Here is a 19856-nt window from a genome sequence, read left to right as displayed (position 1 = left end):
TATGTCGGCAACTTACAACTACCCTCAGGTACCACTGCGGCGTTTCATTCAGGAGATTACCGACGGGCCGTTCGGTAGCTCTTTGACCAGTAGCCACTATTCTGACGAAGGTGCGCGCGTTATCAGGCTCGGAAACATCGGGGCTGCCCATTTCCGCAACACCGACGCCGCCTACATTCCATTCGACCACTACAGACAACTGCTTCGCCACCAAGTGCTTCCGGGAGATCTGCTTATCGCCGGCCTGGGAGACGAGCGACATCCGGTAGGGCGCAGTTGCGTTGCCCCAGAAAACATCGGTCCCGCGATCGTGAAGGCAGACTGCTTCCGCGCTCGGCTGGACGAGACTCGGCTGACCCACAGGTTTGCCGCTTGGGCACTAAGCTCATCATTCGTTACCGATCAGGTCGTCGCACTAGCCCGCGGCTCTACACGATCTCGGATCAACCTAGACGTAGCACGTGATGTTGGGCTTCCGGTCCCACCACTGCAGGAACAGCGCCGCATCGCCAACTTCCTCGATGCCGAAACCAGCCACATCGACGCCCTAGTTGAGAAGCACCGACAGCAGAGTGAATTTCTTACGCAATCTGAGACAAGCGTGATCGCTGAATTACTCGAATTGGCCGAGGGGAACTCGCCGACCCGGGTTAAGCATCTGGCAAACAGAATTACGAGCGGCCCGCGCGGCTGGGGTGAACTCGTGGTCGACAAGGGGCCGCAAGCGTCTCTGTTCTTGAGAATTACGAACATACCAAGACGGGGGATCGAACTAAATCTAAGCGCCCCACTTTACGTAGCTCCACCATCAGGGCAAGAACGGGAACGGTCGCGCACAGAGGTCGGAGATGTTCTAGTGAGCATCACTGCTGACATTGGTTCGGTGGCCGTGGTTGACGCTCGTGCGGCTGGCGGAAATGTCAGTCAGCACCTTGCGCTAATTCGCCCAAATGGCGACATTTGCAACTCTACGTGGCTCGCCTACGCAATTAAGTCATCCAGATCAAAGCAAACCCTCCTCATGAGCAGTTATGGCGGTACCAAAGTAGGGCTAGGGCTCGCCGACGTCGCCAACCTGTCCGTGATGACTCCAAACCTTCGGACACAAGAGCGGCTGGCGGTGGAAATTGGCGGTAATTTGGCGCTCAGAAATGATCTACAGCAGCAAGTGATCCGGAAAATCAGCCTTCTAGCTGAACGACGCCGGGCGCTGATCACCGCTGCTGTCACCGGGCAGATTGATGTCTCAACTGCCAGCGGGCGCGGCATTTGTGATTGACCACACCGCCACTGGAATAAGCGACCGTGACCCCGCCTCGACAGAGGCTACAAAGAGCGATTCATGTTAGGTAGCGCCTGCTTCGGTACTGCAGGCGCAGAACGCTACCCCGGAACAAGCCGTCACCTCCGCGACCACAATCAGGGCCAAGCTGACGCCGGCTGAGCTGAACAAAATTCGTGTATGAGCTGAAGAGCTTGCAGCGGACTATCTGTCGGCGACCGCCCTTGGTTAGCGATTACTCATATTGCTCAAGGGCTGCGATCGTGGCTGCTTCTGGGCTGGCGGGCGTTCCGTCGGCCCACAGGGCCTCAAAGTGCTCGACATACCGATCGAAGGCACCACCATCCTGACCTCGTCGAAGGTGCAGTGTCACGGAATCCTGACCGAGCCCCGCCCCGATGTGAGTTGCCACGATGGCCTCTTCGTCGAAGACCCAGACGGACATGGCGATGTGACGATCAGAGGAGCGGACCGGGATCTCGGCTGGGAGCTTGTCCACCTCTGCACGCGTCATCGCGATCCGTGTCGACAGGGTAAGAGGAGTGTCCTCCAAGCGCTCACGCTCAACGGTCACCGGGCTGGCGGGGTCACCAAGCAGAAATCGTAGGTCAGCCCCGGCACTGGCCTTCGCGGCCAGGGTGGCGGCAGCACCCGGCACCTCCAGCCACAGGAAGTAGCTGGTGTAGCCGCCGAACCAGAGCCGGGAGCTGGCGCGCTCGATCGCGTCACGGAAGACCGATCGAGGTAGGTCAGCGCGGCGAGGGTAGAGGGCCACCAGCTCGCGGTCGGTTCCAACTTTCACCGCACGTCGGATCATCTCAGGCCACAGCACTCCCACATCCTCGCCCAACACCTCGGCCGCGCGCATCCTGGAGCGAGGATGGGGTAGACGTCCACGACTGATCCACCGCTCGACGGTCTTGGCGTCCACACTGCACCTCTCGGCGAGATCGGCGACGGTCAGACCGGCCCCCGCGATCGCCCATTTCAGTACGTCATTTCGCGACATGCCGGCCGGGACCTTTCCATAGACGTCCCCCCAGGATCCCACGGGAGCGGTACCACCGTCCGTGACGCGCCGGAAGCATCCCGTGCATGGCGATCGAAGTCGTGGCGATGGTGTTCGGCGGGTTGGTGCCGGGGTTTCTGCTCGGGCTGTGGGCGTTCCGGGTGAAGTCGCGATGGTGTCCCCGCTGTGGTCAGCCCACCCAACCGCTGTCCCAAGGGCGGGCCCGGTGAGCCGGCAGCTCACGCAGCACGACGAGCCGGTCGGGCGGCGCGTCGCGCGGTGGCGGTTGCATCGGCGCATGACGCAGCAGATGCTGGCCGACCGGCTCGGCAAGTCGAAGAGCTGGGTCGACAAGGTCGAACGGGGCGTCCGCCGCCTCGACCGCTACCCCGTCGTGCGGGACATCGCGGCCGTACTGCGCATCGACCCGGCCGTCCTGCTCGACTCCCACGCATCCGCGTCGGTCAGCACCGGCCTGGACGGGGTCGACGGGGTTCGGGCCGCGCTGGCCCGCTACCACCGGCGGCCCACCCGCACCTTGAGCGCCGACGAGGCGCGACAGCGCCTCACGCACGCCTGGCTCGCCTACCAGCACGCCCACTACACGCGCCTGCTACAGGCGCTACCCGTCCTGCTCGACGCCACGCACACCACCACCGAGCTGCTGACGCCCGCGTACCGGATCACCGCGTCGGTGCTCGTGAAGCTCGGCGAGGCCGACCTGGCCTGGCTCGCCGCCGACCGTGCCGTCACCGCCGCCGGCGGCGACCCCGTGCACGTCGGCGCCGCTACCATCAGCGTCACCCAGGCGCTGCGCGCTCTCGGGCGCGACCGCCTCGCCCTCACCGCGGCCGTCACCGCCGCGGCCACCGCCGCCGACCACTCGGTACGGGGGACCCTGCTCCTTCAAGCCGCGATGGCCGCCGCCGGATTTGGGGACCGCCGACGGGCGCTCGATCTGCTCGACCACGCCGGCGCTCTGACCAACCGACGCATCGACAGGGCCGATCCTCATCGCACCGCGTTCGGCCCCGCCGCCGTGCTGCTGGCCCGATCCCGGACCGCTCTGCACCTCGGCGACGCCGGCGAAGCCATCCACCACCACGAGAACGCCATGCGCCACGACGACTGGCCTGCGCTGACCGCCGAACACCGCGCCGCTCACCTCGTGGACGCCGCCTGTGCCTACTTCCGGGCCGACCACCCCACGGCCGCGGTACGCGCGCTCACCCACGCCCACACCGTCGCGCCCGACGAGATCCGCTGCCGCCCTGCCGCCCGTACCCTGATCACCGATATCGCCCAAAGCGGCCCGGCAGTCGCCGGTATGGCCCGACTGACCACCCTCATCGGGCTCACCCGATGAGGGCAACGGGCGGCCCGCTTGCCCTAGTGCTCAGCCGCTGGATTCGAGTCGCGGCCGTTCCGCCGTGACGGTGAACCAGTCCTTGCGGGTACTCATGTCCAGGTGCGTGACACCGAGCCCGACCGCACGGCATACTTCCGCGAATTCGTCCGGCTCGTAGTAGGTGAACCAGCGCGGCGCGGGAAATTCCTCTGTGGTGCGCCACCCGTCCTGGCCCCCGTGCTTCATGCTGATCAGCGCCCTGCCACCGGGTACCAAAGTGCGGCGGACGCTGGCGAGTGCTGTGCGTGTGTACGGCTTGGGCAGGTGTAGCAGGACACCACTCGCGATGACTCCGGCGAAGCAGCCGTCCCGGAATGGAAGGGCGACGGCATCGCCGCAAACCGCCCTGGGAATGCCCAGACGTGCCGCCGTGGCGGACAGCAGCTCCAATGTGACGTCGGCCAGGATAGCGGTCCGGCCGCTCTGCGCGGTGAGGTGCGCGTCGCGGCCCGCACCGCAACCGAGATCCAGGACGGGACCGACCGGCAGCAGGGCAAGGAATGCCTCCACCTCCTGCTGAAGCCCCGGGAAGCGCCCGTAGCTGAAGGTCAGCGCGGTGTAGTGCTCGACCAACGAGGCATAGGACTGGCGGACCCGTTCAGTTCCGGGCCAAGCGGCGAGTGCAGCGGTCACGAGGTCGCGGTGGTGGGGGCGGTGACGCCGGCGACGAGACCGCTGACATCGGTTGCCTGGTGCTTCCACGCGACACCGGGCAGAGAATGGCGGGTGCCATCGCGACCGATGAAGGCGACTCCGGATTCGGGCGTCGTCGCACGTCCTATGACGTCGAACGTCAGGCCCTTGCGGGCGAACTCGTCTCGGCAGGCATCCAGCTTCTCGGCGGGGACCGTGAAGGCTAGTTGGAAGTCCGCTGAGGCGCTCATCGCGAGGGTGATGTCGTCCGAGCCGATGAGTTTGGCGACGGCGCTGACGGCAGGGTGGATGGCGACGTCGTCCTCGTTGACGTCGAAGCCGACACCGCTGGCCGCCGCGAGTTGCTCGATGGTGGCCTTGAGCCCGTCGGAAGTGTCCTGGCAAGCCGTGGCATAGCCGCCGGTGGACAGCACACGTCCTTCGGCCACTCGGGCGCGGGGCCGACGCCAGCCCTCAAGAAGATCCTGCTCCAGGTTGTCGGGCAGGGTCCAACCGTTGGCGCTGCGCTTCGGGAAATACGCGACCGCCGAGCCCGCAGACCCACAGGCGCCGGTGACGCACAGGTAGTCGCCGGGTCGGGCGCCTTGGCGGGTAAGGGCGGTGCCAGTGCGACAGAGTCCGATGGCAGACGCGGACAGCACGATACGTTCGGCGTTGCCGATGTCGCCGCCGACGTTGAGCGTGCCGGAGTCGGCGCAGGCCTGATTGATGCCGGCCATGATGTCGAGGAACGCATCGTCGTCCAGGTCGTTGGGGTAGCGGACGACGGTCAGGACGCCGATGGGTGCCGCGCCCATCGCGGCGATGTCGCTGAGGTTGGCAGCGACGACGAAGTAACCGATGTCGAAGTTCGTCAGTAGTCCCTGCTCGTAGAGGGCGAATTTGGGACCACGGACATAGTCCGAACCCACGACGAGGGTGACCGGGCCATCGATGTCGTAGACCGCGCAGTCGTCCCTCGCGTCGGCGCCCACGGTCAGGGTGGCGTTCGGGCCTTGGCCATCACCGAGGACAGAGCCGGACTGACCGGTGAGAAAGGCACCAACGAGCTTCGCTACGCGGGTCGGCTCGTCGGAGTAGGTTGCTTCGAGGGTCATGGGTGGTCTCCCAGCTGGTGAAGGACGGCCCGCACCGCGGCGGACAACGGCAGGAATGTGGTGTCGAGTACCAGACCGTGCCGGTGACGACTGACGTACTCGCGCGTGACGTCGTCGAGCCTGGTTGCCGGGCCGACGTTCACCGCCCGACCAGGTCGCGTCCGGTACTGCGCGCGGCGGCGTTGCCGCCGGACCGCCTCGGCAGCGACCAGAAACACGTGGCAATCGGCATTTGTCATGATCGTCGTAGCGCAGTCACGCCCGACGGCCACGACACGTTCGCGACTGTGGATGATTGTGCGGTGGTGCTCGGTGATGTCGCGTCGCCATGCCGGATCAGCGGATACGACACGTAGTTGCTGTTCCACTTCTACCGACCAGATGGCCTCGGTGATGTCTTCCCCGTGGTAAACGATGGCGGGCGGGGCGGGTCGCGCCCCTGGCATCGCCAGCTCGTGACGGAGCACCTGAAACAGCTCGCCGCCAGGAGACACCGGTCCGCGTAACGTGGCGTAGGCGACTGCACGATACGTCAGCCCGGTGTCGAGTACGTGTAGTCCGAGCTGTGCCGAGAGAGCCCCAGCGAGGCTGGTCTTGCCACTGGCGCTCGGGCCGTCCACCGATATTGCCAAGCCATGCTGCATTCGAAAGAGTTCCTCTGTCGGACACTGGGGCGGGGCGGCATCAATGTATGCCATCAGCGCCCGCGCGTGCCGCTAGCCGGGCACCGTTGAGGCCGACACACCGCGCGTGAGCCGCTCGTGCCAACCCTGTGTCGCGATCATCGTGGCCCGCAGGAAATCCTTACGGATCACCAATGACCAGTCCCACTCTGGATCAGCCAGTCCCAGCATCACGCCTACCACCGAACGAAGGTACTGGCTGCGGATGCGGCGTTCGGCATCGAAAGCGACGTGGGTGCTGCCGTCGCAGCAGTAGTAGTAGGGCCGATCGACGGACGCGAACCGCCGTAACGCGGTGACGTCGGACAGGTGGACGGGCGTCAGCCCGTCGCGCACCATCAAGCCCACCGCACGCGTCCCATCGACGGGGAGCAGGTGCCAGTGGGCGTGTGTGATGCATGCCGAGGGAAGCCTCGTCGAGGAGCCGTGTTCCATGATGGCCAGTTGCCCGAAGGTCGCAATGTACAGCGGCCGTAGAAGCGACATGATGACCCGGACCTGGTCAAACTGCCTGGCTTCAAGATGCCCGAAGCTGAGATGGTGAGCGTCGGGCAGGAGCAGGAGATGCCCCACGGTCAGTGGAGACAGGTCGGCCAGAAGCCGAAATCCCGGGACAGATGCGATCTCACGGCTGGCTGGATGCCCCCGGTACGTCGCCGCGAAGGTGCTCTCACCCTCGGATCGCAAGTCGTCGCACAACTCGGCATCAATGCAGTGTGATGTCACCGCCACGCCTACCTCCGAACAGGACGGTGAAGCGTACTGGGCCACGGTAGCATCGATAGACACTCGCTTATGCCTGATGCGCAAAAGGGCTTGTCGAGAGGTTCTACCGTTTACCGCATGCGACCCCTCACCGCAAGGATCATCGATCGCGCGATCATGCTTGTCGCGACCTGCATCCTGGTCGCTCAGCAATACGCCGTACCCTCGGCATCATTCTGGGACGGCCTCGAAGGCAGTCGCGGCTACCTCGTCGCCATCCTGGTAGCCGTCATCACGACGTTCGGAGCACTTACACCCGCGCAGATCTGGTCAGAGCGGTCCCAGATGGCTCGCCGCACCGCCGTCCGTCACCAGATCCTCAATCATTTCGGTCGTCTGCTGGCCATTGCCTCGAAGGTGGACCCCAAGCCGCCTCCGTCGGATCTCGGCCTGCACGTCTGGCGTATCGCCTGGGCGCTGCGTCGCCCTCGTCGCCGACTGGTGCGCATCGCCACGTACCGGCTGGGCAGCACCCCTGCCACCCGGGCATTCGAGCCCGGCAGGGGGGTTGGCGTAGTCGGCCTGTGCTGGAAACGCAACGAGGAGGTGGCTGTCGACGTCGAGCGGCTCGCGACAAAGCTCACCACCGACGCCGAGTACGACACGTACGTCAGCGCCAACGGCGCCGATGACGTCATGAACCTGGCCTGGTCGGAGTTCCAGCGGGTGCGTCACCGCGGCGCCGTCTTCGCCAGCCCCATTCGGAACGGGCGGGGCGAATTTATCGGATGCGTCAGCGTGGATGCGACCTCCGGGTTCGCCACACTCGCCAATGACGAGTTCTGGCACGAGGTCAACTCGCTGTGCCTGCTGCTCGGCGACGACGGCATACTGCACGTGTGAGCGGGCGGACCGACCAGAAGCGGCCGTGAGGCCGGCTAGCTCAGAATGCGGTCGAAATTGGCTGTGGCGGTGTTCGTCGCAGCCCGCCAAAGATCAGGATCGCAATTGGGGAGAACCCGGCGGATACCGCCTTCGGCATTTTCAACGTCGCCGAATCGGCGCGGTATCACGTGTATGTGCAAGTGATCGATGCTGCGGCCCGCCGCACGCCCTTCGTTGACGCCGATGGTGTAGCCCTCCGGATGCAAGCGACGAGACAGGTCCTCACGCACGGCCAGGATCAGCGCGAAAGCATCCTGGAGCTCCTCACTCGTCAGGTCGAAGAACGACTCCACGTGGCGTTTCGGAACGATCTCGGTGTGCCCTTCGGTGGCCGGGAAGTTGTCCAGACGGGCGAAGCAGGTCGCGTTTCGATGCGAGATCTGGTTGAGCCGCGGATCGTCCTGCCGGCAGAAGAGACAGTTTGCCGACACATCACGAAGAACGCCCGCATCAATGCCCTCTGGTGCCAACGCAGCCCCCCACCGCCAACCGCTGTGCGCCACCGCAGGCGTAGGGCGTCGAGTGGCGTCCGATGGACAGCATCCTACAAGCCGACGTCGGCTTGCGGGTCCCTCTCGATGACCTGGGAATCTTCGCGCGACCACTCCGGACGGTATCCGGGGACGTGGGAAGCCGTTACGATGGGCGGGCGTACGCATCAAGATCAATCGGGTAGACGGATCTTGTGGCCTGGGCGCTGGAACGACTGCACCACGGACCACCCCCATCCCGGCATAGTGCGGCGTCGGTAGTCATGGTCGGCAGTGCGGGAACCAAGTGTGAACGGCAAGCCTGCGGCGCCTGGCGCGTTGCCCTACCATACGCCTCCGGAGACGCAGGTCCGACACGTGCGGGATGCGCTACTACGCGAATTCGGCAGCCTGATCGACGTGTCGGACCTGGCCAACAAACCAGCCCAGGAGCGCGAGCAGCCCCTTTTGTCGCGAGCGCTGGCCGCGCTGACCGTACGCGATCTGACCGGCTGCGATTCTGCCACCGCAGCCGATTCGGTCATCGACGGCCGGGATGACATCGGCATCGACGCGGTTGCCACCGACGAGAACGCGTCACACCTGTGGCTTATCCAGTCGAAGTGGAGCGACAAGGGCAGGGCCCGGTTCGAGCTCTCGGACGCCCTCAAGTTCATCGAGGGCCTCCGCCATATCGATGCTCGCGGATTCGATCGATTGAATCTCCGCTTCCAGAACCTCGCGGACCAGGTCGCCGCTGTGCTCAGCAACAAGGGCTCGAAGATCACCCTGGTGACCGCCGTGATGCGGACCAACCCGCTCGCCCACGATGTCGTGCAGCGACTTGTCGATGCCCAGGACGAGTTCAACCAGTTCGGCAACATCCTCGACCAACGCGTCTATCTTGCCCGTGACGTCTGGGAGGTGGTGCGCAAGGATTTCGCCGAACCGCCGATCCCGCTGGCCGTCAGGATGCAGGACTACATCAAGATCAGCGAACCGTACGAGGCATTCCAGGGCTTCGTCTCCGTGGCGGACATCGCCACCTGGTACGAGGATCACGAAGACCGCCTCTTCGACCGCAACATCCGCAAGCCGCTCGGCATCACCCAGGTCAACCAGGGTCTGATCGACACTCTCACCGGCGATCCGCATGACTTCTGGTTCTTCAACAACGGAATCACCGTGCTCTGCGACACTTTCCACGCCGAGTACTTCAGTCGGGCCGCCCGATCACCCGTCACGCTCAACCTGGACGGTGCCAGCGTGGTGAATGGCGCACAGACCGTGCACGCCATTCACCGAGCGTCGCGGAAGGACGCTGCGGTCGGCGAGGGGTATGTGACCGTCCGAGTCATCTCCCTCACGAAATGTCCGCCGGGCTTCGCCGACGCCGTGACCACGGCGACCAACACCCAGAACCGGGTTGAGCGGCGCGACTTCGTCGCTCTCGATCCCGTGCAGCGAGCCATCAGAGAGGACTTTCTCCTCGCGCTACAAAAGATTTATGCGCTCAAGCGCGGCGAGTCGGAGCCATCGCCAGAGAGTGGCTGCTCGGTCGAGGCCGCCGCCATCGCTCTGGCCTGCGCGCACCGGAACTCCGACCTCGCCGTGCGGGCCAAGCGGGGCGTGGATCTGCTCTGGGAACAGGGCACCCAGGGTGCGTACTACCTGTTGTTCAACGCGCTGGACCGGCCCTCCGCCCACCAGGTCTGGCGCAGCGTGCTCGTGCTTCGCGAGATAGACGCCACGCTGCATCGCACCGCCAACATCCGCCAGGCGCGGGCCGAAGCAATCGTGGATCGGGGGGACCGCCTCATCGCGCACATCGTGTTCCAATCTTTGGACCTCGACGGCATCGACGACCCCGACACCGACTGGGACGTGGTCCTGGCCGAGGTGCCGAACGTCGTTGAGCGCGCCACCAACTGGCTCGTCCATCACATCGACGCCGTGTTCGGCGAGATGTCGATCGTGTCCAGCACGCTCGCCGACCCCGACCGCTGTCGCACCCTGGCGAGCCTGGTCTTGGCGGACCTCAAGCGCGGCGCACCGGTTCCCGCACTGCGTCCGGAGTATCGACCCGCATCGAAGATCCCAACGCAACGCCGCAGGCCCAATGCCGTTCCTACCCTGATCGACGCCGGTGTGCTGGCTGACGGCACGGCTCTGACCTACCGGTCAGCCAGCAGGCCGGAGCAGCAGGCAATGGCCGAATGGCTCGCGGCGGACCCGAGCCGGGGGATCGCCACGTGGGTCAACCAGCGGGGACGACCGCTGCTGTGGGCGGCGGACGGGAAGCGCTACTCCCCGTCCGGGCTGGTGCAGCAGATGTGGCGGCTGGCCGGATGGAGCAAAGCTCCCGTCGCCGCCCAGGGACCGTCTCGTTGGCACCTCGCGGGCGGGAAGTCACTGTGGGCGTTGGCCTTGGAGGCGCAGGCGTCTGAGGAGAGCCCATGAGCCCCGTACACCACGAGTCCCGGTTCGGCGACGCGATCGTCGCGGCGCTCGTCGCCGGTGGGTGGGAGGTCGGAAACCCGGCGGACTATCGCCCGGACGTCGGCCTGGACACCGGCCAACTCTTCGCTTTCATCGGGGCCACCCAGGCCGCCGAGTGGGGAGACCTGGTCACCTTCTACGGCGGTGACCCCGACGCCGCGCAACGCGGCTTCGTCAAGCGGCTCGACCAGGCAATCGCCGCCGACGGGTTGCTCGACGTGCTTCGCAAGGGCGTGAAAGATCACGGGGTACGCATCCGCGTGGCGTACTTCAAGCCGTCGCTCGTTGAATCGGACGAGATCCTGGCCGACTACCGTCGCAACCGGCTCACCGTCGTGCGGGAGGTGGCGTATGCCACCAAGCAGGCCGACCGGGGCAACCGGCTGGACCTGACCCTGTTCCTCAACGGCATCCCGGTGGCCACCGCCGAACTCAAGAACCCGCTGACGGGCTCGGGCGTCGAGCACGCCAAAGAGCAGTATCGCACCGGACGCGACCCGACCGAGCTGATCTTCTCGCGGCGGGTGATCGCCAATTTCGCCGTCGATCCGGACCTGGTCTTCGTAAGCACCCAGTTGCGGGGCAAGTCGACTCGCTTTCTGCCGTTCAACACCGGCTCGGCAGGCCCAGGCCGGCCCGGCGGCAAGGGCAACCCGCCGGCCACCGGATACGGCAAGTACGCCACCTCCTACCTCTGGGAGGAGATCTGGCAGCGGGACAACTGGCTGGACCTGCTGGAGCGCTTCGTCCACCTGCACAAGGAAAAGGGTACCGACGGGCGTACCCGACGGTCATTGATCTTCCCCCGCTACCACCAGTGGCACGTGGTCAAGCAGTTGACGGCGCACGCGGCGCGGCACGGCGCCGGCCAGAACTACCTGATCATGGCGTCGGCAGGCTCGGGTAAGTCGAACACCATCGCGTGGCTCAGCCACCGCCTGTCATCGCTGCACACGCACACCGACATCGCCGAGTTGACCCCGGAAGCCGTGGCGGCCGGCTTGGGGCCGGGCTCCCCCGTCTTCGACAAGGTCATCATCATCACCGACCGGCGAAATCTGGACGCCCAACTCCGCGCGACGGTCGGCAGTTTCGAGCAGACCGCCGGCCTCGTGGTGAAGATTGACGAGAGCCAGGGTGCGAAGTCCGAGCAGCTCGCCAGAGTGCTCTCCCGCGAAACCGGCAAGATCGTCACCGTCACGCTGCACACCTTCCCGGCGCTGCGGGACTATCTCAAGCAGAACCCGACCGAGATTCAGGGTCGTCGCTTCGCGATCGTGATCGACGAGGCACACTCGTCACAGTCCGGCGAGGCCGCCGGCTCGGTCCGGGAAGTCCTGCGTGACCTGGGACTGGACGCCGACTCCGAGGATGTTGGCGCGACCAGCGCGCCGGCGCCGACCGGCACCGAGGCCAAGCTGAAGGCCAACGCGCGTAAGCGGCAGCGGGCCTCGAACCTCTCCTACTTCGCCTTCACCGCCACGCCGAAGCACAAGACCCTCGAGGATTTCGGCACGCTCGGCGACGACGGCAAATTCCACCCGTTCCACACCTACTCGATGCGGCAGGCCATCGAGGAGGAGTTCATCCTCGACCCGCTGCGCAACTACGTCACCTACGACACCTACTGGAAGCTCGTCAACGGCAACCCGGACGAGCGAGAGGTCGATCGGACCAGGGCCAATCCCCTGCTCGCCCGGTACGCACTCACCCACGACTCCACCGTCGCCCAACACGCGCAGATCATCATCGAGCATTTCCGGGCCCACACGGCGGGACGGCTCGGCGGCCGGGCGAAGGCGATGGTGGTCACCGCGGGCAGACAGCAGGCCGTACAGATGGCCCGTTCCATCAAGAAGTACCTCGGTGATCGCGGCTACCCCGACCCGGGCATCCTGGTGGCGTTCTCCGGCACCCTCAGCTACGACGGGGGAGAGATCACCGAGGCGAAGGAGAACGGCGGCCTGCCGGAGAGCGCGCTGCCGAAGGCATTCGCCTACGCGCGGGCCGACGACAGGTCCGGCGGGTCCCACCAGCCGGAGTACCGGATCCTGGTCGTGGCCGAGAAGTACCAGACCGGCTTCGACCAACCACTGCTCACCACGATGTACGTCAACAAGACGTTGGCCGGCATCGCCGCCGTGCAGACCCTGTCCCGGCTCAACCGGACGGCCGACCGCAAGAGCCAGTCCGACCTGGCCGTGCTGGACTTCGTCAACGACGCGGACGACATCAAGGAAGCCTTCCGCCCGTACTTCGAGGAAGCCGCCACGCTGCCCTCGGACCCCAACCTGCTCTACACCGCCCAGAGCCGGGTGATGTCCGCGGCACTCCTCGTGGACGACGAGATGCTCGCCTTCGCGGCAGCCTGGCTGGCCGCCGACGAGCAGGCCGCCGGCAGCACGGCGAAGTGGGAAAAGCTGCACGCCGAGCTGTACCGACACCTCGACCCGGCGGTTACCCGCTTCACCGCAATGCTGGACAGCGACGAGGACGAGGACCAGGACACGGCCGAGAACTTCCGGGCCGACCTGACCGACTACGTCCGCAAGTACAGCTTCCTCTCCGGGATCGTCCCGTACGCCGACGACGAGTTGGAACGCCTCTACCTCTACGGGCGGCACCTTCTCAACCGGCTGCCCCGCCGGGACGACGGCGGCGTGGACATCGGCGAGATTGACCTCAGCCACCTGCGGGTCGAGAAGACTGGCGAGCACGACGTCAGCCTCGTCCCGGAGGGACCGGCCGACATGAAGGGTTTCGGTAACGGGTCCGGCGGAGCGAAGGAGCCGGACAAGTCACTGCTGTCCGAGCTCATCGACAAGTTCAACGCCAAGCACGGCACGGAGTTCACCGAGCAGGACGTCATCAAGCCCTTCCACGAGGCGCTCGCCGACCCCAAGGTGCGCCTCGCGGCTGTCGCCAACGACGAGGAGAACTTCGGCCACGTCTTCGACCCGGTCTTCGAGGACAAGATGATGGACCACTTCGACACCACCGCCGATCTCGGGCGCAAGTACTTCGATCCGCAGCAGAATTTTCGTAGCTCACTCAACCGCAGCGCCCGTAGCGCCGCCTGGCAGATGATTCGTCAGCAGGAAGGCGTGGTGGACGACGCCGCCTGACGACCAGACAAGCGACGAGGGGTGATCTGTGCGGGCAGAGCCGATCGCCGGCCGGTACGAGCTGGTCGACGAGATCAAGACCGGCGGAATGGGCCAGGTATGGCGCGGCTACGACGCGGTACTCGACCGTGAGGTAGCCGTCAAACTGATCCGCACCGACGTCATCTCCTCTGCCGGGCAGGCCGAGGAGTTCGCCAAGCGCTTCCGCCGAGAGGCCCGCGTCACCGCCCGCATCCAACACCACGGCGTTCCCCAGGTGTACGACGCGGTGCTCGACAGCACCTACGACCGCGTCTACCTCGTCATGGAATACGTGCGCGGCACGACGTTGCGCGCCTACATCGATCCCGACCGGTTGCTACCCATCGAGTGGGCCGCCGCCGTCTCGGCGCAGATCTGCTCGGTCCTCTCGCACGCCCACGCGATCCCCGTCGTACACCGGGACCTGAAACCCGACAATGTCCTGGTGGCTGACAGCGGAGCGGTAAAGGTGCTCGACTTCGGCATCGCCGCGCTCCTGCGCACCGACGTCACCCGCCTCACCGTCACCGGCAGCGTCGTGGGCACGCACCACTACATGCCGCCCGAGCAGCTCCAGGGCGCGCAGATCAGCCCGCGGAGCGACCTGTACGCCCTCGGTTGCGTACTGCACGAGCTGCTTGTGGGGAAGACCCTCTTCGAGGCAGGCAGCGAGTACGAGTTGATGTCACGGCACATCAACGACGCACCGTTGCCGCTGCGCCGGCTGCGGCCGGACGTACCGGAAGAACTCGAAGAGCTGGTTCTCAGCCTCACCGCCAAGGTGCCGGAACATCGGCCCGCCGACGCATACGACGTGTACGACAGGTTACTGCCGTTTCTCCCCGCCCCGGGGGCACGGCCGTCGAGGGCCGGCCTCTTCCTGGCCGGCATGCCGGACCCCACACTGCTGTATCGCCGGCCCAACGCCCCGCGGCCACGCTCGGAAGTCCCGTCCGCACCGGATCAGCGTGAACGCATGATCCCGTCGCAGCCATCGACCGACGACCCGTCGGCCGACCTGCGGGCAGAAATCAACCAGGCGCTGTCGGACTCCGACGGCCTGCTCGCCGAAGAGCGATACGCCCAGGCTGCTGAGGCATTGCAACAGATCGTCGCATCCGCAGCCGCCGCACTCGGGGTCGAGAGCCGTCGTGTCCTCGCACTGCGCATGCGGCGCGCAGCCATCCTGATCATCGGTGAGAACTTCCGCCAGGCACTGCCCGAGTTCGATGCCCTGTACGCGGCGTTCGCGCGCACCCAGGGACCGACGAGCGGCGACGCGCTGGCCTGCCTACGGCAGGCGGCCCACTGCCGAGCGGAGCTTGGCCAGGGCACGGTCGCACTGCGACAGTTCCGGCAGGCTCTCATCCACGTACGTGCCGCCGAGGGCGACGTGTCCTCCGACGCGTTGGAGTTGCGCCGCAACATCGGCATGCTTCTGCTGGCCGAAGGCAAGGGCGACCAGGCCGTGGCCGAGCTGCTACCGCTGCACGAGGACCTCATGCTGATCTACGGACCGGACCACCAGGACACCAGGGAGATCGGCGACGTACTCGCCCGACTCCGGTTCTCGAACTGAGCGTTACCCGACCTGAAACAGGGGAGGTGGCCAGTTAGTTACTAAGAGTTAGTTCGCGAGAACTGTGGCAGCAGCGCCGCCCTGTGAACGCACGCCTTGCGGAAAGTCCTCGGCTGATGACTTTGTGACGTACTCCCACCTTAAACCCGTGATCATTGATCACCGCGAAGATTACAGGCAGTGAGGCATCTACATTCGCTTGTCGCCACGGATAGTGATTGGCGGGATCGAGGTGACAAGGGAGCATGATGAACGAGACGTTGGTGGCACCGCTCTCCGGTTACGGAATGTTGGCCCTGACGCTGGCCATCGCCGGGCCGGTGGCGGGGTTGGTACGCGCCTACCTCGCGTACCGAACACGCCTGCACGAGGAACGTGAGGCGTCGAGACGTACTGTCGCCCGCATGGCCGGCCTGGCCGGCATCGCCCAGTCCGGCGGACGCGTCGTGCGGATCGTGGAACGCGATCGTGACGGGCAGCGCGAGGTGGACCTGGACGGCCGCGCCGAGGTGCGACGTCCGAGCGACCGGGAGGCCGCGTGAGCGGGGTGGCGGATACCGCCGCCCGGATGCCTGAACCACCGGACGCCGAAGCGGAGGCCGCGTGCCGCAAGGCCGAGCACGACCGGGAGTTCGCCGCGTTCGTGGAAGACAGCTATCACCGGGTCGAACAGATCCTCCTGGCGCGATGCTGGGACCGCGAGGTCGTCCAGGACGCCCTCAACGACGCGTACCTGCACGGACGCGTCCAGTGGCCGAAGATCCGCAGCTACGCGAAGCCGATCGGCTGGCTGATCATCACGGCCCGGAACAAGATCCGTAAGGAGCAGCAGCGGCGTCAGCGCGAGGCGACGGTAGCGCCAGAGGACCTCCCGCCAGCGCCCGCTGGCGGCGCCGCCGACTCCTGGGAAGCGGAGGAGTTGCTGCGGACCTGGCTGCACCAGCTTCCGTCGCGACACGCCGAGGTGTTCCAGATGGATCGCGCGGGCTTCTCCAATCACGAGATCGCCCGCGTCCTCGGGTTGGCCGAGAGCAGCATCCGCGCGTACAAGCTCGCCGCGAAACGGCGACTCCGTGAGCTGGCCCACGAAGCTGGTTACGACGGCCGCAGGCGCCTGGGAGGCAGCCGTGGACCTCGATGACGTCCTGAGGCTTGCCGAGATGAGGGTGCCGAGCCCGCTGGAACTCGCCCGCGCCCGGCGCGTCGCGCGGGCGGTCCAGAGCCAGTACGACCTCTCCGTCGTCGAGGGCTACGAGATCATCTCCGACACCGACGTCGTCGATCCCTTGACTGCAGAGGTCAACGAGGCAACCAGAATCGCGCGGGCCGCGCAGTTGGCGAAGCTCGGCACGATCACCTGGTACTGCGGCACCGGGAAGAGCGAGGCGCTCGCGCAGCTCTCCTGGTCCGACGAAATGGCCCTGATCTGGGGTCACCCGCCGGGAACGCTGCGTCTCACGCCACGGACACTCGCCGACCTCGTCCACCCCGCAGACGTGGACTTCGTTCGCGACGTCGTTCAAAGGGTGTGGGAGCGGCGTAGCCCGGAAGAGGTCAGGTTCCGGGTGATTCAGCCCGGGGGCAGTGTTCGTCACCTGCACTGCCATATCGAAGTTCTCACCACCGCCGGCAAACCAACCGGGATCATCGCCACCGGAGAGGACGCCACGGCGTTCGAACTTGCCCGACAGGAGCGCCGTCGCTTGTCGACCAGAAGCAGGATGCTCTGTGCCGACCTTGCGGCACTCGACAGCGGGACCGGCCTGCCGCCGCGCAGCTACCTGATCGACGAGATCGACCAGGCACGTCGTACCAGCGGCGGCGCGCTTGTCGTCGTGGCGACCGAGCCCACCACCCGGCTGGCCGATGCGATCACCGACGAGAGTCACGACCAGCTGACTGGAGAAGTGGCACGGCTCCTGCGGACAATGGTTGGCGACGAAGTGGTCTGCGGGCTGGTCGGCCCCGGTCTCTGGGCGGTGCTCCTGGCACCGGCCGAGGAATACATCTCTGATCCAGGAGTCCTGGCTGTCAGGATCGTCGACACCTTCCGCCGGCACCTGTTCAGCGTTCAGCACCGGACGGTGCGTCTGAGCACGTCGGCAGGGCTGGTCCACTTCTCCAGTGACGCCACGGCCACGGGATTCGACCTGCTCCTCGACGGCGAGCACGCCGCCCGCGACGCGCGACGTAACGGCCTGGCGGTCTCGATCCTCGACCGGCCTGCGACGGACGCGGATCGGGTGGACCGCTGCCGGGCCAGCGTACGGCAGGCGGTGTCAGCCAACCGGTTCGCGCTCTACGCCCAGCCCATCGTCGACCTCGGTCTCAACGAGGTCACTCGCCACGAGATCCTGCTGCGAGTTCGCAGCGACAGCGGCGAGCCCATGTCACCGTGGGCGTTCCTCGAAATGGCCGAGCGCGTCGGCGAGATCCTCACGGTGGACAGGTGGGTCATCGACCATGCCCTCGAACTGATCGGGCGGGGAGCCCAGACCTCCCATTACCAGGTCAACATCTCCGGCAAGTCCCTCGCCGACCCTGGTCTGCTCACGTACGTGACCGAAGCGATACGCCGGCACAAGGTCAACCCCGAATGCCTGACCTTCGAGATCACCGAGACCGCCCTCATCGAGAATCGGAATGGCGCCCTGGCTTTTGCCACGGGTATCAGGCAGATCGGCTGCCAGCTCGCACTGGACGACTTTGGTACCGGCTACGGTGCCCTCGTCCACTTGAGATTCCTGCCGGTCGACCTCGTCAAGATCGATGGTGTGTTCATTGTCGATCTCTGTAGGTCGCCGGCGGACCAGGCCGTGGTGTCGACGGTGGTGAACCTCTGTCACACGCTCGGCATCCGTGTCGCCGCCGAATATGTCCAGGACGAGGCGACGCTGGCTCTCTTGAAGAGCTGTGGAGTGGACTTCGCGCAGGGTTACCAGACCGGGAGGCCGAAGCCGATAGCCGTGAACGCAGAGCAACAGGTGCGGACGATCGAGTTCGAGCTCCGGCTTCCTCCGCGGCACACCGCCATGGGCTGAGGCTGGGTGGGCGCTCGAAGTGCGACGCCGCCCCGCGCGGACCGGTGGGTACCGGTCCACCGGGGCGGCCGAACGAGCTCATGACGCCTCAGTGGTTGCTGGCGCACAGCGCCGTCTCGACGCTCTCGTTGACCTCGGCGAGCATCTGCTCACTGGTCGGCAGGCCGGTCACGGCGACCACGGCCCCACGGCCGTCGCGGGTCACGAGGTTGCGGGTTTCGAAGCCCTGGATGTCGCCGCCGTGGCCCCAGGCCTCGCCACCGCAGGGCAGCTCGTGGCTGGCGATGCCCAGGCCGTAGGCGTACTCGCCGGTCGGCTCGAAGCCCGGTGCGGGCACCGTCGTCATCATGGCCTCCTGCTGCGCGGGCTCGAGCAGCCGACCACCGACCAGCGCCTCGAAGAAGGTCCGCAGCTCGTCCGGGGTGGAGACCAGTTGGCCGGCGGACCAGCCCAGTGACGGGTCCATGTCGGTGACGTCCACCCACGGGGCGCCGGGGGCCAGTCCGACGTAACCGTGCGGGTGCGTACCCCGCAGGCGCTGCTCCCCCACGCCGGGCCAGTAGGTGTCGCGCAGGCCGAGCGGCCTGATGATGCGGTTGGTGATCTCCTCGCCGACGGGACGTTCGGTGACCTGCTCGACGATGAGTCCGGCGAGGACGTAGTTGGTGTTGCTGTACTCCCAATTCGGGCCGGCCGTGAAGTGCGGCGCGTTCGTCAGCGCCGCGTCGACAAGCCGCCGCGGCTCGTAGTACGAGTGGCTCTTGTCGACGAGGTCCTGCGCCTTGGTGAACAGCACGTCGTCGTAGTCCGCCAGGCCGCTCGTCTGCTGCAACAGCTGCCGTACGGTGATCTTGCCGCCGTCGTTGCCGTGCCCTCGCACGACCCCGGGCAGGTAGTGCTCGACCGTGGCGTCCAGGTCGATACGGCCCTCCCCCACCAGCTGCAGGACGACCACCGCGGTGAAGGTCTTGGTGTTGCTGCCGATACGGACCTGGCCGTCGCGGGGCACCGGGCGGTGCGCCTCGATGTCGCTCACCCCGGCGGTGTAGTCGCGGACCCGACCGTCGGGCCCCCGCACCGAGGCGAGTACGCCGGGGAAGCCACTTTCGCCAACCAGGCCGTCCAGTTGTCGCTGGACGGCGTCCCGTGGAGTGGTTGGTCGACCGGAGTCGGCGGCGGCGAACGCTGCCGGGCCGGCCAGGACGGTGACGGCGGCCGCCGTCGCGGCGACCGCCCGGAGGGCGTGGCGGCGGGTGAGGGTACGAGCTTGCGGGGGCATGGCTGCTCCTCTGTTTCGGAAACGCCTGACGCCATCAATGGTTCAAGGAATCCGATAAA

General features: G+C 66.2%; 17 protein-coding genes. 10 read left to right on the top strand and 7 right to left on the bottom strand.

The features are described 5' to 3' along the window. Nucleotide 1: 1 nt before the first annotated feature. Nucleotides 2-1279: a restriction endonuclease subunit S gene (locus ABZV06_RS07670; protein ID WP_355619544.1), complete on the top strand. Its 1278-nt coding sequence runs from the start codon at nt 2-4 to the stop codon at nt 1277-1279. Between the two features lie 238 nt (nt 1280-1517). On the opposite strand, the gene ABZV06_RS07665 is transcribed toward ABZV06_RS07670, so the two are convergent. After that, a complete protein-coding gene (locus tag ABZV06_RS07665; protein WP_355619541.1) occupies nt 1518-2291 on the bottom strand; it encodes a helix-turn-helix domain-containing protein in 774 nt (257 codons plus the stop codon). Nucleotides 2292-2377: 86 nt separating this feature from the next. On the opposite strand from ABZV06_RS07665, the gene ABZV06_RS07660 reads away from it, so the two are divergent. Then, nucleotides 2378-2521 (top strand): NADH pyrophosphatase zinc ribbon domain-containing protein, encoded by a 144-nt coding sequence (locus tag ABZV06_RS07660; protein ID WP_355619538.1) that lies wholly within the window; start codon nt 2378-2380, stop codon nt 2519-2521. Further along, nucleotides 2518-3657, top strand: coding sequence for a helix-turn-helix transcriptional regulator (locus ABZV06_RS07655; RefSeq protein WP_355619535.1), 1140 nt, complete (start codon nt 2518-2520; stop codon nt 3655-3657). The genes ABZV06_RS07660 and ABZV06_RS07655 overlap by 4 nt, the downstream gene beginning before the upstream one ends. A gap of 30 nt (nt 3658-3687) precedes the next feature. Here ABZV06_RS07655 and ABZV06_RS07650 read toward each other — a convergent pair whose 3' ends face one another. The 4 genes from ABZV06_RS07650 to ABZV06_RS07635 all read right to left on the bottom strand — a co-directional run bounded on the left by ABZV06_RS07650 (nt 3688) and on the right by ABZV06_RS07635 (nt 6865). Beyond that, complete coding sequence (locus ABZV06_RS07650; RefSeq protein WP_355619532.1) at nt 3688-4332, bottom strand: class I SAM-dependent methyltransferase; 645 nt, start codon at nt 4330-4332, stop codon at nt 3688-3690. Beyond that, entirely contained in the window at nt 4329-5450 is a 1122-nt protein-coding gene (thiL, locus tag ABZV06_RS07645) for a thiamine-phosphate kinase (RefSeq protein ID WP_355619529.1), read from the bottom strand. Before thiL ends, ABZV06_RS07650 begins: the two co-directional genes overlap by 4 nt. Beyond that, nucleotides 5447-6094, bottom strand: a complete 648-nt coding sequence (locus tag ABZV06_RS07640; protein WP_355619526.1) for a (d)CMP kinase — start codon at nt 6092-6094, stop codon at nt 5447-5449. The genes thiL and ABZV06_RS07640 overlap by 4 nt, the downstream gene beginning before the upstream one ends. Before the next feature lie 72 nt (nt 6095-6166). Beyond that, nucleotides 6167-6865 (bottom strand): hypothetical protein, encoded by a 699-nt coding sequence (locus tag ABZV06_RS07635; RefSeq protein ID WP_355619523.1) that lies wholly within the window; start codon nt 6863-6865, stop codon nt 6167-6169. 111 nt (nt 6866-6976) lie between these two features. Here ABZV06_RS07635 and ABZV06_RS07630 point away from each other — a divergent pair, with 111 nt between their 5' ends. Next, nucleotides 6977-7741 (top strand): hypothetical protein, encoded by a 765-nt coding sequence (locus ABZV06_RS07630; RefSeq protein ID WP_355619520.1) that lies wholly within the window; start codon nt 6977-6979, stop codon nt 7739-7741. A gap of 35 nt (nt 7742-7776) precedes the next feature. Here the strand turns inward: ABZV06_RS07630 and ABZV06_RS07625 are convergent, their stop codons facing one another. Beyond that, nucleotides 7777-8253, bottom strand: a complete 477-nt coding sequence (locus ABZV06_RS07625) for an HIT domain-containing protein (RefSeq protein WP_355619517.1) — start codon at nt 8251-8253, stop codon at nt 7777-7779. A 309-nt stretch (nt 8254-8562) separates the two neighbouring features. Between ABZV06_RS07625 and ABZV06_RS07620 the strand changes: the two genes are divergently transcribed. From ABZV06_RS07620 to ABZV06_RS07595, 6 genes are all read left to right on the top strand, one after another. Continuing rightward, nucleotides 8563-10713: an AIPR family protein gene (locus ABZV06_RS07620; RefSeq protein ID WP_355619514.1), complete on the top strand. Its 2151-nt coding sequence runs from the start codon at nt 8563-8565 to the stop codon at nt 10711-10713. Further along, the gene (locus ABZV06_RS07615) at nt 10710-13877 is read left to right on the top strand and encodes a type I restriction endonuclease (protein ID WP_355619511.1); all 3168 of its coding nucleotides are present in this window, start codon (nt 10710-10712) and stop codon (nt 13875-13877) included. Before ABZV06_RS07620 ends, ABZV06_RS07615 begins: the two co-directional genes overlap by 4 nt. Before the next feature lie 28 nt (nt 13878-13905). Then, nucleotides 13906-15477, top strand: a complete 1572-nt coding sequence (locus ABZV06_RS07610) for a serine/threonine-protein kinase (protein ID WP_355619508.1) — start codon at nt 13906-13908, stop codon at nt 15475-15477. 248 nt (nt 15478-15725) lie between these two features. Further along, nucleotides 15726-16019, top strand: coding sequence for a hypothetical protein (locus ABZV06_RS07605; RefSeq protein WP_355619505.1), 294 nt, complete (start codon nt 15726-15728; stop codon nt 16017-16019). Between the two features lie 26 nt (nt 16020-16045). Beyond that, the gene (locus ABZV06_RS07600; RefSeq protein ID WP_355619503.1) at nt 16046-16618 is read left to right on the top strand and encodes a sigma factor-like helix-turn-helix DNA-binding protein; all 573 of its coding nucleotides are present in this window, start codon (nt 16046-16048) and stop codon (nt 16616-16618) included. Then, nucleotides 16605-18518 (top strand): EAL domain-containing protein, encoded by a 1914-nt coding sequence (locus ABZV06_RS07595; protein WP_355619500.1) that lies wholly within the window; start codon nt 16605-16607, stop codon nt 18516-18518. Before ABZV06_RS07600 ends, ABZV06_RS07595 begins: the two co-directional genes overlap by 14 nt. An 88-nt stretch (nt 18519-18606) precedes the next feature. Here the strand turns inward: ABZV06_RS07595 and ABZV06_RS07590 are convergent, their stop codons facing one another. After that, nucleotides 18607-19797: a serine hydrolase domain-containing protein gene (locus ABZV06_RS07590; protein WP_355619497.1), complete on the bottom strand. Its 1191-nt coding sequence runs from the start codon at nt 19795-19797 to the stop codon at nt 18607-18609. Between the last annotated feature and the right edge of the window lie 59 nt (nt 19798-19856).

The sequence above is a fragment of the Micromonospora sp. NPDC005172 genome, assembly GCF_040608555.1.
In the GTDB taxonomy this organism is placed as follows: domain Bacteria; phylum Actinomycetota; class Actinomycetes; order Mycobacteriales; family Micromonosporaceae; genus Micromonospora.
The sequence above is the reverse complement of the archived record's forward strand: the minus strand, read 5'-3'. Positions and strand labels throughout refer to the sequence as shown.

Excerpts from the sequence above, each read along its gene's own strand:
- ABZV06_RS07670 (WP_355619544.1), top strand. The coding sequence starts at position 2 with ATGTCGGCAACTTACAACTACCCTCAGGTACCACTGCGGCGTTTCATT.
- ABZV06_RS07665 (WP_355619541.1), bottom strand. The coding sequence starts at position 2,291 with ATGTCGCGAAATGACGTACTGAAATGGGCGATCGCGGGGGCCGGTCTG.
- ABZV06_RS07660 (WP_355619538.1), top strand. The coding sequence starts at position 2,378 with ATGGCGATCGAAGTCGTGGCGATGGTGTTCGGCGGGTTGGTGCCGGGG.
- thiL (WP_355619529.1), bottom strand. The coding sequence starts at position 5,450 with ATGACCCTCGAAGCAACCTACTCCGACGAGCCGACCCGCGTAGCGAAG.
- ABZV06_RS07640 (WP_355619526.1), bottom strand. The coding sequence starts at position 6,094 with ATGCAGCATGGCTTGGCAATATCGGTGGACGGCCCGAGCGCCAGTGGC.
- ABZV06_RS07630 (WP_355619520.1), top strand. The coding sequence starts at position 6,977 with ATGCGACCCCTCACCGCAAGGATCATCGATCGCGCGATCATGCTTGTC.
- ABZV06_RS07615 (WP_355619511.1), top strand. The coding sequence starts at position 10,710 with ATGAGCCCCGTACACCACGAGTCCCGGTTCGGCGACGCGATCGTCGCG.
- ABZV06_RS07605 (WP_355619505.1), top strand. The coding sequence starts at position 15,726 with ATGAACGAGACGTTGGTGGCACCGCTCTCCGGTTACGGAATGTTGGCC.
- ABZV06_RS07600 (WP_355619503.1), top strand. The coding sequence starts at position 16,046 with ATGCCTGAACCACCGGACGCCGAAGCGGAGGCCGCGTGCCGCAAGGCC.
- ABZV06_RS07590 (WP_355619497.1), bottom strand. The coding sequence starts at position 19,797 with ATGCCCCCGCAAGCTCGTACCCTCACCCGCCGCCACGCCCTCCGGGCG.